The organism is Spirillospora sp. NPDC048911 (genome assembly GCF_043198015.1).
Taxonomy (GTDB): Bacteria; Actinomycetota; Actinomycetes; order Streptosporangiales; family Streptosporangiaceae; genus Spirillospora.
The window spans coordinates 1-12,167 of record NZ_JBICUD010000002.1 but is presented as its reverse complement, the minus strand read 5'-3'; the positions used below and the strand labels follow the sequence as shown (position 1 = coordinate 12,167).

Here is a 12,167-nt window from a genome sequence, read left to right as displayed (position 1 = left end):
TTCACACGGGTCGATGCCATGTTGTCCGGTGTGGACGGGATGCGCAATAAGTGATCAGACGGTCCGGGCTCCGGGCATCTTCCCAGCCTGGAGGCGTTCCCACATGAACCTTCGCCGCGGCTTCCCGCTGGAGGTGCGCTGGATGAGCCCGCTCCCCACGATGATCGTGAGCTCGACGCCCTCGTCCCCGAGCCGCCGCCGCACCATCTCCCGGACGTCGGGCGCCCACGCGTCGTCGTTCGTCTCAGCGAACAACGCGAGGCCCTTCTGCCCGGCTCCCGGCACGGCCGTGACCACGATGCGCCCCTTGCCGAGCCCGGTGACTTCGGCGATCTTGGCTTCGAGGTCCTCCACATAGACCGAACGGCCGCGCACCTTGATGCTGTCGCCCATCCGGCCGAGCACGAAGAGCTGACCCTCGTGGAAGAACCCCGCGTCGCCCGTGAAGACCTCGCCGTCCTTAAAGCGGGTCGACTTGCCCTCAGCCCCGGCGTAGTACCCCGGGCAAGCGGAGTCACCACCAACCACAATCTCGCCCAGACACCCCTCCGCCAGCTCCACCCCATCATCATCAACGATCTTGACCGGCACATCCTCCTGAGGTGTGCCGCACCCGACGACCCAGCCGTTCTTGGCGCCCACCGACCGCGGCCCCAGCCCGTGCTGCTCCAGAATCCGCACCGGCTGCCCGAACGCAAGCGAAGCGTTGTCCGGCCTGACGGCCAGCGGATCACGCTCGACCTCGTCCAACGAGACCAGCAAGGTGGTCTCGGCCATGCCGAACGCGGGCTTGAACGCCGTGCGCGAGAACCCGAACGGCTCCAGCAGCTCGGCGAAGACCTCCAGCGAATGAGGATCGATCGGCTCGGCCCCGATGATCGCGGTCTTCCACCCCGAAAGGTCGACGCCCTCCAGCTGCTCCGGCTTCACCCGCCGCGCCACGTACGCGTACGCGAACGGCGGAGCCGCCGTGTGCCGAGCCTCAACAAAGCATCGAATCCACCGAGCGGGATCCCGAATGAAGTGATCAGGCCGCATCAGCTTCAGCTGAGCCTGCCGGGCGATCGGCGTCAGAAAACACCCGATCAATCCCATGTCATGGTAGAGCGGCAACCACGAGGCGACGGTGTCGTCCTCCTCGAACCCGGCGCTGCGCGCGATGAGCTCGGAGTTGGCCTCCAGGTTGTCCCAGGTGACCATGACACCCCGCGGAGCGCCGCTGGACCCCGAGGTGAACTGCAGCAACGCGAGCTCGCCCACCTCCTGCACGTCCGCCTCAGCATCAGCCCGCCGGGGTTCCCAAGGCTCCCCCGGCAACCCGGCCTGCTCCATCGCCCGCCCCGCGAGCGGCGCCAGATCAGCCGAGGCGATGGTCAGCACCGGCTTGGCCTGCCGCAAAATGGCCGCCACATGCGCGACGTAGTCGTCCCCGTCCTGGAACAGCGGCGGCGTGATCAGACAGACGGTCGCGCCCGCGGCCCACACCCCGTAGTACGTCTCGATGCACGTGAAGTCGGTCGGAAGGATCATGCACACCACGTCACCGGGCCGCACGCCTTCCTCGATGAGCGCCCCGCCGGTACGGCGCGCGGCCGACGCCAGCTCCCCGTAGCCGCGGAACTCCCACCCGCCGTCGTCGCTGGCCAGGTGCACACCGCGACCATTGTTCGGCTTGTCCAGCCAGTCGCGCAGCGCAGATGTCATGCGGGGTCCCTTCGCGTGTGACTCGTGAGTAACTTCACCAGGACGGCCGCATCCGCGTCAAACCAATCGCGAAGAAAATTCACTCCGGGGGATTTCCTCACCCTCGGCCCCATTGTTACCGTCACCCCCCATGGAGAACCGGCGACTCTTCGCCCTGACGATCGGCGCCCTCCTGTCCACGGCACTCCTCAGTGCGCCGGCCCAGGCGACGACCGTCAGCGAGAAGAAACTGAGCTCCCAGATGCTGGAGCTCACGATCAAGTCCACGACGATGCGGAGGACGCTCAAGGTCCGCCTGCTCGTACCCAAGGGCTGGTCGCGCAAGGCCAAGCGCACCTGGCCGACCGTGTGGGCGCTGCACGGCGGCAACGACCGCTACACCGCCTGGTCGAAGAAGACCGACATCGCCGCCCTCGCCAAACGCCGCCAGGTGCTCGTCGTCATGCCCGAAGGCGGCTTCGCGGGCGGCTACACCAACTGGTGGAACTACGGACGCGGCGGCAGCCCGGCCTGGGAGACCTTCCATCTCACCGAACTGCGCTCACTCCTGGAAAAACGCTACAAAGCGAACAGGAAACGCGCGATCCTGGGCCAGTCCTCCGGAGGCTACGGCGCGCTGATCTACGCGGCCCGCCACCCCGGCATGTTCCGCTTCGCCGCCTCGTACAGCGGCTACGGCTCCATCCTCACCAACGGCGCACCGGACGTCCTGATGACGGGCCTGTCCGGCCTGGGTCCGTTCACCGACAAGTACGCGATGTGGGGCCACCCGATCTTCCAGCGCAACATCTGGACGGCCCACGACCCCCTCTCAAGAGCCGCCGGACTCCGAGGCACCAAGCTCTACCTCTCGGTCGCCCGCAAGGGCGTGAAGGGCCCGCTCGACCCGCCCACCGCCCAAGCGGCCGACCCGGCCGAGGCGTTCTGCTGGTACACCACCCAGCCGTTCCTCAAGCGCCTCAAACAGCTGAACATCCCGATCACAACGCACCTCTACGCCAAGGGCACGCACAGCTGGGCCTACTGGAAGTACGAACTGCACCGCTCCTGGCCCCTGATCATGAAGTCCCTAGGCGCTTAGGCTTCTCACCCGCACGAAGCGCGCGGCCAGCCGCCACCCAAGCAATGTCACTCCGGTGAAGACCGTGGCGACGATGACGAACGCGACAGCCGTGCCCTGCCCAGAGAGCGCGCGCAGCGCCATGCCACCAGCGACCGTCACCGCCCAGATCCCGATCCCTGCCGGGACGAACGCGAACGGCTCACGCCACCCCCGCGTCACGCCCCACCCGAGCGCCAGCCCGACCAGAAACGGCCAAGCCGTAGTGCCGAACCCACTCAAACTGGCCGCCTCTTCGTGAGAAGCCCGCCCGATGGCCACGAAGACCAGCAAGCAACAAACATCCAGCCCCGCAGCAATCACCCTCCGCATAGAACCAGGCTACCGACACCCCCTCAAAAGGGGGCAAGGGGCGAAGCCCCAAACCCCCGGGGAAAGGGCGGAGCCCAAAGGGGCGAAGCCCCAACTCCCGGGGAAAGGGCGGAGCCCAAAAGGGGCGAAGCCCCGAGGGGGCAAGGGGCGGAGCCCAAAAGGGGCGAAGCCCCGAGGGGGCAAGGGGCGGAGCCCAAAAGGGGCGAAGCCCCGAGGGGGCAAGGGGCGAAGCCCCAAAAGGGGTGCGGGGCGGAGCCCCCGCATCGGGGGTTCCAGGGGGTCGCCCCCCTGGGGGAAATGGCGAAGGGGCCAGGGCTCGCGCTTTCCGCGAGCACACTGACCCCAGACCCTGTAGCGGGGGCAGGATTTGAACCTGCGACCTCTGGGTTATGAGCCCAGCGAGCTACCGAACTGCTCCACCCCGCGGCGATGACTCAACTGTATAGCGTCCAGAGGGTGAACGCGAACTGATTACCGGGGCGCGGAGGGCGGCGGTGAGCATCTCGACGAGATCGGCCACGAAGGCGTCGTGGTCGAGCAGGGAGTCGTCGCGGCCGGTGCGGTCGGCGAGGGCGGCGGTGAGGAACGCGATGACCACGGCGATGCGTTCGAGCGCGAGTGGTTCGGGGAGGAACGTGCGGCACGCGTCTTCGAGCATCCGCAACTGCCGGGCGATCGCCGTGTCCTGGATCAGCGCGGGCACGGTGTGGCTCCGCACGCCCGCCTGACCGGCGACCTGCACCACGATCCGCAGGAAGTCGCGCCCCTCGTCGGTCTCCAGCTCGTCGGCGATCGGCTCGACGATCGCCGCGACGACGGCCCTCAGGTCAGCCGGATCAAGCGTGCCGAGCGCTTCGGCACGCGCGGGTTCCATCCGCTCGACGCCCGCGCGGAGGATCGCCGCCAGAAGCCCGCGGCGGGAGCCGAAGTGGTAGGTGATGGCCGAGTCGTTGGCCTGCCCGGCCAGCGCCACGATGTCGCGGGTGCGGGCGGCGTCGATGCCCTCGGTGGCGAAGAGGCGGGCTCCGGCCCGCATCAGCAGTTCCTTGGTCGCCCTTGCGTCTCTCGGCACGCGGTGATACTAACAGGGGGCGTTAATAACGGGAGGCGTTAAACATGTACGACCCGTTCGATCCGGGCTTCCAAGCCGACCCGTATCGCGCCTACCAGCGGCTCCGTGACGACGACCCCGTGCACCGGCACGGCGATCCGCCGTTCTGGGCGCTGTCGCGATTCGCCGACGTCTGGACGGCGGTCCGCGATCCCGCGACGTTCTCGTCCGCGCAGGGTCTGACGTTCTATCCGGACGAAATCGGCACACTGGGGCTGGCCCCGACGATGGTGATGCTCGACCCGCCACGGCACACCCGGCTCCGGCGGCTGATCAGCCACGGCTTCACGCCGCGCCGGATCTCCGCGCTCGAAGGCCTCCTGCGCGAGTTCGTCCGCGGCCGCCTCGACGCCATGGAACGCAGGTCCGCCGACGGCGAGCCCGTCGATCTCCACCGCGACTTCTCGTCGCCGCTGCCCACGTTCGCCCTCGCCCATCTCCTCGGCGTCCCGGCCGCGGACCGCGCCCGCTTCGACCCGTGGGTGAGCGCGCTGACCACGCTGCAGGACGACGGATTCGGCACCGGCTCCCTCGAAGGCGGCGCCGTCGAGGCCGTGGCGGAGATGTTCGCCTACTTCGGCGACGTGGTGGCGGCCCGCCGCGCCGACCCGGCCGACGACCTCATCAGCGCGCTGACCAGGGCCGAGCTCGACGGCGAACGCCTGACGGACTGGGACATCCTCGGTTTCTGCTTCGTGATGGTCGCCGGGGGCAACGACACCACCGGCAACCTCATCTCGCACGGCGTCGCGCTCCTCGACGGCCACCACGCGCAGCGCGAGAAGCTCGTCGCCGATCCGTCGCTGATCCCGAACGCGCTGCTGGAGTTCCTGCGTCTCGAAGGCTCGGTCCAGGCCTTGGGACGCACGACCACCAGGCCCGTCACGTTCCACGGCGTCGAGATCCCGGCGGGCGAGAAGGTGATGATGCTGTACGGGGCGGCCAACCGGGACGAGCGCGAGTTCGGCGAGACCGCCGGCACCCTCGACATCACGCGGGAGATCCCACGCCACCTCGGATTCGCGACCGGCGTGCATTTCTGCATCGGGTCGCACCTGGCCAAACTGCAGGCCCGCGTCGCTCTCGAAGAGCTCTACTCGCGCCATCCGCACGCGGGAGTCGATCTCGGCAACGCGAAGCGCGTCTCGTCCCCGTTCACCCGCGGCTGGATCGCCCTGCCCGCCACCGGCGTCTAGCCGACCGCGATCTTGGGCTTCCGCTTGCGGCGCTGCGGCCGCCTCGGCGTCTCCACCCCGTCCAGGTGGCTGGCGGTCCCGAGGATCACGGCGTAGAACGGCTCGTCGGCGATCTGCACCGGGAGCCTGGTCTCCTTGCGCAGGAGGTCGGTCAGCCCGTGCAGCAGCGAACCGCCCCCGGTCAGCGCGATCCCCCGGTCCATCAAGTCGCCGGACAGCTCCGGCGGACAGCTCTCCAGGACGCCCCGCACCGTGGTCACGATCGCCGTGATCGGCTCGACCGCGGCCTGCCCGACCTCCTCGGCCCCGAGCGTGACGGTGCCGGGCAGCCCGGTCGCCTTCCACCGGCCGTTGATCTCGAGCCCGCCCGTCCCGTCGTCCGTCCACTTCTCGGGGGCCAGCTCGCCGACGAGCATCGCGTGCTCCGCCTGGACATGCGTGGCGATCGCGTGGTCGACGTCGTCTCCGCCGACCTTCACTGTCTCGGCGACGACGACACCTCCCAGGGACAGGATCGCGACATCCGTGCTGCCGGCGCCGACATCGACCGCCAGGACCGCCACGGCGTCCCGCAGGGAGAGCCCGCACCCGAGCGCGGCCGCGACCGGGGTCTCCACGAGCCGCACCGAACGCGCTCCCGCCCGGTAGGCCACGTCATGGACCGCCCGCCGTTCCACCACCGTCGAACCGCTCGGCACCGCGACGGCCACGCACGGCGGCGCGAGCCGCCGCCACTTGTGCACCTTCCGCAGGAAGAGCCGCAGCATGCGTTCGGCGAGCTCGAGATCCGCGATCGCACCGTGCCGCACCGGGTGCTCGATCGAGATCCCGGCGAGGCCGATCATCCGCTGCGCTTCGATCCCGGCGGCGATCACCTGGCCGTCCGCCACCGCCACCAGGGAAGGCTCGTCCAAAACCAGACCCACGCGCCGCACGTGAATGCGGGTGTAGGCGGTTCCCAGATCTATCGCGGTGTCCCTGCCGAAGATCGCCATGAACAGGTCCTTGCCGTTCGACGGTTTTCCCCGGCATACCCGCTGCCCCGGCGGATCAGATCACGCTCACCGTCAAGAGCTCACCAAAGAAAGGCTGCGGCGAAAGTCACAGACACACATTCATGCCCGAGAAGAGCGAAGCCCCAAAGGGGCAAGGGGCGAAGCCCCAAAAGGGGGTGCGGGGCGAAGCCCCGCATCGGGGGTTCCAGGGGGTCGCCCCCTGGGAGAAATGGCAAAGGGGTTGGGGCTCGCGCTTTCCGCGAGCACACCAACCCCAAACCCAGTAGCGGGGGCAGGATTTGAACCTACGACCTCTGGGTTATGAGCCCAGCGAGCTACCGAACTGCTCCACCCCGCGGCGATGTCTTAACTCTATGGCATGGACGGGGATGGAGCCAAATCGGTTAGTCGCCGGGGCAGGCGGGGAGGTCCTTCTTGCCCGCGTTGAGGGCGTCCAGCGACTTGATCGCGCCGTCCAGCGTGTCGGCCCGGACGAGGCGCAGGCCGTCGGGACGGCCGGCCACGGCGTCGGAGCAGTTGTCCTTGGGGGTCAGGAAGATCGTGGCGCCGGCCTGGCGGGCGGCGATCATCTTCTGCTGGATGCCGCCGATCGGCCCGACCTGGCCCTCGGGGGTGATGGTGCCGGTGCCGGCGATGAACTTGCCGCCGGTGAGGGGGCCGGGGGTGAGCTTGTCGACGATGGCGAGGGAGAACATCAGGCCGGCGCTCGGGCCGCCGATGTCGCCGACGCTGATGTCGACCTTGAACGGGAACTTGTACTGGTCGCCCAGGGCGATGCCGACCACGGCGCGGCCGTCCTTGGGCAGCGCGACGGTGGTGAGCTCGACCTTCTGCTCGGCGTTGTTCCGCTTGATCGTGAGGACGACCTCGGCGCCGGGCTTGCGCTTGGCCATCAGCGCGGTGACCTGCGCGACGCTGGCCATCTTGGTGCCGTCCACCGCGATGACCTCGTCGCCGGGCTTGAGCTTGCCGTCGGCCGGTTTGCCCTTCTGGACGGAGTCGACCAGCACCTGGGTGGCGATCGGGATCTTGAGCTGGTTGAGCGCTGCGGCCTCGGCGCTCTGCTGCGAGTCGCGCATCTGGCGGGTGTTCTCCTCGTCCACCTCCTGCTGCGACTGCTTCTTCGGGAAGATCGTCTCTTCCGGGACGATGGCCACGTCGCCGTCGACCCAGCCGCGCAGCGCGGTGAAGAGGTCGATCCGGGCGCCGGGGCCGCCCCGGTAGGTGACCGTCGTGAAGTTCAGGTGCCCGGAGTCGGGGTAGGTCTGCCGCCCCTCGATCCTGACGAGTTCCTGGCCCTTGTCGTTCGTGCCGAGGGTGTTGCTCGTCGGGCCGGGCATCAGCGCGACATAGGGCACCGGCATGAACGAGCCCACGAGGGCGAAGACGAGGACGAGCACGCTCGTGAGGGTGAGGGTGGCGGCACGGCGAGACATGCCGGAAACTCTATGCGGCACGGGGCCCGTGGCGGCGCCCGACCCACGCGTCAGCAGGCCCCGACCCACTCGTCTCCGCCGTCCTCGAAGAGTTGGTGCTTCCAGATCGGCACCTGCGCCTTGAGATCGTCGATCAGCCGCCGGCACGCCTCGAACGCCTCGCCGCGGTGCGGGCAGGACGCCGCGACCACCACGGCGAGATCGCCGATCTCCAGGTCTCCGACCCGGTGGACGGCCGCGATGGCCTTGACCGGAAAGTCGGCGACGACCTTCTCCATGACGGCGCGGAGCTCGCGTTCGACGGTGGGATGGGCGCTGTAGGACAGGCGGCGGACGGCGCGCGCGTGGTCGGAGTCGCGGACGGTGCCGACGAAGACCGTGGTGCCGCCCGCGCCCGGATCGCCGACCGCGTTGAAGACCTCGTCGACCGACAGGGGCGTCTCGCGGACGCCGATCAACCGGATGACGCCGCCGGAAGCCATGACCTCGCTCACGTCTGGCAGGTTACCCGGCGCCCGGCTCGTCCGGTTCGAACGTGGCGACCAGTGCCTCGGCCAGAGCGGGCACCAGGTCGGGGCCGACCAGGACCTCGTCGTCGGCGTCGTGGCGGCGGAGACGGAGGGCCGAATGGCGGGTGCCGTCGCGGAGCACGCCGACCACCATGCGGACGTCCTCACGCTTGGGGTGCTCGGCGGCCCAGGCGGCGGCCTCCTTCTCGTCCTCGGGGATCTCCTCCTCGGCCTCCGGCGGCAGGACGACGCGTTCGATCACCAGGGCGCAGCCCGCGACCGCCTCCGGCCAGGCGATCGTCGCCAGCGCGTCCTCCACGGCGCCCTCCTCGGGCAGCGCGGGCTGCTCCAGCGCGGCGAGGGTGTCGGCGTCGGCGGGCAGGCCCAGCTCGTCGGCCAGGTCCGGCTCGGCGTGCCGCAGTTCGGCGCTCTGCACGAGCGCGTAGAGCTTCGGTGCGGCGTCCCATCCTTCCTGAGCGGAGTGGCGTTCCAGGTCCAGCACGACTTCTTCCAGAAGACTCACGTGGTCATCTTCCCCCCAATCCCGCGAAGGAAATGCTGGAACCCCCCGCCAAGTCGGTAAGTTGCATAGACAGCACCGGCCTTCAGCCGGTGGGCATGACCTGGAACGGAGAGGGCATTGACCTTCCGGACTCCCGGATTCGGGCGCCGGCTCGGTACCGGCCGGACGCGGCTGGTGATTCCGGTGCTGGTCGCGCTGGCGATTCTGCTGGTCGCGTTCATGGTGTTCACGTCCATCTGGACGAATCTGCTCTGGTATCGCTCGGTCGGCTTCTCGTCGGTCTACACGACGCAGTTGTGGGCCCGGGTGTTGCTGTTCTTCGGCGCGGGGCTGCTGATGGCCGCGCTGGTGGGCGCCAACATGGTGATCGCCTACAAGCTGCGGCCGGCGTACCGCCCGCTGTCGGTCGAGCAGCAGGGCCTGGAGCGCTACCGCGCCGTCGTCGATCCGCATCGCAAGCTGATCGCGGGCGGGCTGCTCGGGCTGCTGGGCCTGCTGACGGGCTCGTCGGTGTCGGGCCAGTGGCCGGTGTTCCTGGCGTTCCTCAACCGGACGTCGTTCGGGCTCGAAGACCCGCAGTTCCACAGGGACATCTCGTTCTACGTCTTCACCTACCCGTTCTTGCGGCTGGTGCTGGGTGTGGTCTTCGCCACGGTCATCCTGTCGATCCTGGCGTCGGTGGCCGTGCACTACCTGTACGGCGGGCTGCGGTTGCAGGGTCCCGGTGACAAGGCCAGCGGGCCCGCGCGCGCCCACCTGTCGGTGCTGGTCGGGCTCTTCGTGCTGCTGAAGGCGTTCGCCTACTGGTTCGACCGGTACGGGCTGGCGCATTCCGAACGCGGCGTGGTGACCGGCGCCTCCTACACGGACGTGAACGCGCTGCTCCCGGCCAAGACGATCCTGGCGCTGATAGCGCTGATCTGTGCCGCGCTGTTCTTCGTCAACATCACGCGGCGCGGCATGATGCTGCCCGGCGTGGGCTTCACCCTGCTGGTGGTGTCGGCGATCCTCGTCGGCGGCGTCTATCCGCTGCTGATCCAGCAGTTCCAGGTCAAGCCGGACGAGCTGGCCAAGGAGCGCCAGTACATCTCGCGCAACATCGCGGCCACCCGCGCCGCGTACGGGATCGATACCGCCGAGGTCACGCAGTACGGCACGGCCCAGGAGACCGATCCCAAGAAGCTGAAGGAGCAGGCCGACAACCTCACCGACGTGCGGCTGCTCGACCCCAACGTGGTGGGCGAGACGTTCCAGCAGCTCCAGCAGCGGCGCCCGTTCTACAAGTTCCCCGACACCCTGGACGTCGACCGCTACAAGGTCGACAACAAGTCCAAGGACATGATCGTCGCGCTGCGCGAGCTGTCCGGGGCGCCGGCGGGGCAGCAGAGCTGGGTCAAGGACAAGCTGGTCTACACGCACGGCTACGGCTTCGTGTCCGCCGACGGCGGGCAGTTCGCCGAGGGCGGCACCCCCTCGTTCATGACCAGGGACATGCCCACCACCGACGCCTCGGGCAAGCCCCCGACCGGGACCCTGCGGATCGACAAGCCGCAGATCTACTTCGGCGAGCGCTCCTCCAGTTACTCGATCGCGGGCGGGCAGGGCCAGAACGAGCTGGACTACCCCGACAACAGCGCGGCCGGGCAGAGCAACACGACCTACAGCGGTACGGGCGGCGTCCCGATCGACTCGTTCTTCAACAAGCTGCTGTTCGCCACGAAGTTCCAGGAGAAGAACCTCCTCCTGTCGGGCGCGATCAAGCCCGGGGCGAAGATCCTCTACAACCGTTCACCGCGCGACATGGTGCAGCGCGCCGCGCCCTGGCTCACCCTGGACGGCAACCCCTACCCCGCGCTGGTCAACGGCCGCATCCTGTGGATCCTGGACGGCTACACCACGTCCAACAGCTACCCGTACTCCGAGAGCAGGAGCCTGGGCAACGCGACGCGCGACACCATCACCGACACGCGGTCGGCCGTCGCCAAGCAGACCGACGACCACGTCAACTACATCCGCAACTCGGTCAAGGCCACGGTCGACGCCTACGACGGCACCGTTCGTCTCTACCAATGGGACGACAAGGACCCGATCGTCCGGACGTGGATGAAGGTCTTCAAGGGCACCGTCGAGCCCAAGAGCGCCATCGACCGGGTGCCGGGGCTCATGGACCACTTCAGGTACCCGTCGGATCTGTTCAAGGTCCAGCGCAACATACTGACGCAGTACCACGTGACCCAGCCCGACGCCTTCTACGGCGCGCAGGGCTTCTGGCAGGTGCCGCAAGACCCGACGTCCAAGGGCAAAACCCAACCGCCGTACTACCAGAGCCTGCAGATGCCGGGGGCGACGGCGCCCGAGTTCTCGCTGACCACCGTCTTCAACCCGAGGGACAACGCCAACCTGGCCGCGTTCATGGCGGTCAACTCCACTCCCGGTCCCTCGTACGGCAAGATCAGGATCTTGGAGTTGCCGCGTTCGGCGACGACAGAGGGTCCCGGGCAGGTGCAGAACGCCTTCGAGACCGACCAGACCGTCAAGACCCAGCTGAACGAGCTGCGTCTGGGCAACACGCAGACCGTGGCCGGCAACATGCTGACCCTGCCCTTCGCAGGTGGCCTTCTCTACGTCGAGCCGATGTACGCGATGGCGGCGGGAGGACGTGAGCAGGAGCCGTATCCGATCCTGGGCAAGGTGCTCGTCCGCTTCAACAAGCAGATCGCCGCGGGCAACACGTTGCAGGACGCCCTCAAACAGATCTTCGGCGGTTCGGGGGTCCCGACGCCCACCGCGCCCACCCAGCCCGGTCCGCAGGCCACCGGCCAGCTGAGCGCCGCGGGACAGAAGGCGCTGAGCGCGCTCCAAGCGGCCATCGCCGAGTTCGAGAAGGCGCAGCGCGAGGGCAACTACGCGGCCATGGGAGAGGCCTGGAAGAAGCTCAAGCAGGCCCAGCAGGATCTGGCCGCGGCACAGCAGGCGGCGCAGGCGAAGCCCAAGACCAGCCCGTCGCCGTCGCCCTCGGCCTCGCCTTCCGCGTCCCCCAGCGCGACCGCGTCCCCATCGGATTAACTCTGGCCGCCAAGGCGGAAGGGCCTGGGAAGCAAAACTGAAAGCAGGGTTGTGGGGGGGGGCGGGGGGGGGGCCCCCCCCCCCCCCCGGGGCCGCCCCCCCCCCCGGCCCCCCCCCCCGCCGCCCCCCCCCCCGGGGGCCGCGCCGCCGCGGCGGTGGCGCCCGGGGGGGGCG

Annotated in this window: 10 protein-coding genes and 2 tRNA genes; 3 read left to right on the top strand and 9 right to left on the bottom strand. The window is 68.9% G+C overall.

Going from position 1 to position 12,167, the window contains the following annotated elements; all coding sequences use genetic code 11:
• Window positions 1-54: 54 nt before the first annotated feature.
• Window positions 55-1,704, bottom strand: coding sequence for an AMP-binding protein (locus tag ACGFNU_RS07270; protein WP_392591065.1), 1,650 nt, complete (start codon window positions 1,702-1,704; stop codon window positions 55-57).
• Window positions 1,705-1,834: 130 nt separating this feature from the next.
• Between ACGFNU_RS07270 and ACGFNU_RS07265 the strand changes: the two genes are divergently transcribed.
• Entirely contained in the window at window positions 1,835-2,785 is a 951-nt protein-coding gene (locus tag ACGFNU_RS07265) for an alpha/beta hydrolase (protein WP_392591063.1), read from the top strand.
• Here ACGFNU_RS07265 and ACGFNU_RS07260 read toward each other — a convergent pair.
• From ACGFNU_RS07260 to ACGFNU_RS07250, 3 genes are all read right to left on the bottom strand, one after another.
• The gene (locus ACGFNU_RS07260) at window positions 2,774-3,136 is read right to left on the bottom strand and encodes a DUF3054 domain-containing protein (RefSeq protein ID WP_392591061.1); all 363 of its coding nucleotides are present in this window, start codon (window positions 3,134-3,136) and stop codon (window positions 2,774-2,776) included. The two genes, ACGFNU_RS07265 and ACGFNU_RS07260, sit on opposite strands and share 12 nt — an antisense overlap.
• A 352-nt stretch (window positions 3,137-3,488) precedes the next feature.
• Window positions 3,489-3,562, bottom strand: a tRNA-Met gene (locus ACGFNU_RS07255).
• Window positions 3,540-4,208: a TetR/AcrR family transcriptional regulator gene (locus ACGFNU_RS07250; RefSeq protein WP_392591059.1), complete on the bottom strand. Its 669-nt coding sequence runs from the start codon at window positions 4,206-4,208 to the stop codon at window positions 3,540-3,542. The genes ACGFNU_RS07255 and ACGFNU_RS07250 overlap by 23 nt, the downstream gene beginning before the upstream one ends.
• 44 nt (window positions 4,209-4,252) lie before the next feature.
• Here ACGFNU_RS07250 and ACGFNU_RS07245 point away from each other — a divergent pair, with 44 nt between their 5' ends.
• A complete protein-coding gene (locus ACGFNU_RS07245; protein WP_392591058.1) occupies window positions 4,253-5,443 on the top strand; it encodes a cytochrome P450 in 1,191 nt (396 codons plus the stop codon).
• On the opposite strand, the gene ACGFNU_RS07240 is transcribed toward ACGFNU_RS07245, so the two are convergent.
• From ACGFNU_RS07240 to ACGFNU_RS07220, 5 genes are all read right to left on the bottom strand, one after another.
• Entirely contained in the window at window positions 5,440-6,438 is a 999-nt protein-coding gene (locus ACGFNU_RS07240; protein WP_392591056.1) for a rod shape-determining protein, read from the bottom strand. The genes ACGFNU_RS07245 and ACGFNU_RS07240 overlap by 4 nt on opposite strands.
• Before the next feature lie 284 nt (window positions 6,439-6,722).
• Window positions 6,723-6,796, bottom strand: a tRNA-Met gene (locus tag ACGFNU_RS07235).
• A gap of 46 nt (window positions 6,797-6,842) precedes the next feature.
• On the bottom strand, window positions 6,843-7,895 hold the full coding sequence (locus ACGFNU_RS07230; protein ID WP_392591054.1) for a PDZ domain-containing protein: 1,053 nt from the start codon (window positions 7,893-7,895) through the stop codon (window positions 6,843-6,845).
• Window positions 7,896-7,945: 50 nt separating this feature from the next.
• Complete coding sequence (locus tag ACGFNU_RS07225) at window positions 7,946-8,377, bottom strand: molybdenum cofactor biosynthesis protein MoaE (RefSeq protein WP_392593431.1); 432 nt, start codon at window positions 8,375-8,377, stop codon at window positions 7,946-7,948.
• Window positions 8,378-8,399: 22 nt separating this feature from the next.
• Window positions 8,400-8,927 (bottom strand): PPA1309 family protein, encoded by a 528-nt coding sequence (locus ACGFNU_RS07220; RefSeq protein WP_392591052.1) that lies wholly within the window; start codon window positions 8,925-8,927, stop codon window positions 8,400-8,402.
• A 117-nt stretch (window positions 8,928-9,044) separates the two neighbouring features.
• On the opposite strand from ACGFNU_RS07220, the gene ACGFNU_RS07215 reads away from it, so the two are divergent.
• The gene (locus tag ACGFNU_RS07215; RefSeq protein WP_392591051.1) at window positions 9,045-11,993 is read left to right on the top strand and encodes a UPF0182 family protein; all 2,949 of its coding nucleotides are present in this window, start codon (window positions 9,045-9,047) and stop codon (window positions 11,991-11,993) included.
• The last annotated feature ends 174 nt before the right edge of the window (window positions 11,994-12,167 follow it).

Bases quoted from the DNA above. Each gene is read 5' to 3' on its own strand.
- ACGFNU_RS07230 (WP_392591054.1), bottom strand. From the start codon at position 7,895: ATGTCTCGCCGTGCCGCCACCCTCACCCTCACGAGCGTGCTCGTCCTC.
- ACGFNU_RS07270 (WP_392591065.1), bottom strand. From the start codon at position 1,704: ATGACATCTGCGCTGCGCGACTGGCTGGACAAGCCGAACAATGGTCGC.
- ACGFNU_RS07240 (WP_392591056.1), bottom strand. From the start codon at position 6,438: ATGGCGATCTTCGGCAGGGACACCGCGATAGATCTGGGAACCGCCTAC.
- ACGFNU_RS07265 (WP_392591063.1), top strand. From the start codon at position 1,835: ATGGAGAACCGGCGACTCTTCGCCCTGACGATCGGCGCCCTCCTGTCC.
- ACGFNU_RS07260 (WP_392591061.1), bottom strand. From the start codon at position 3,136: ATGCGGAGGGTGATTGCTGCGGGGCTGGATGTTTGTTGCTTGCTGGTC.
- ACGFNU_RS07245 (WP_392591058.1), top strand. From the start codon at position 4,253: ATGTACGACCCGTTCGATCCGGGCTTCCAAGCCGACCCGTATCGCGCC.
- ACGFNU_RS07225 (WP_392593431.1), bottom strand. From the start codon at position 8,377: ATGGCTTCCGGCGGCGTCATCCGGTTGATCGGCGTCCGCGAGACGCCC.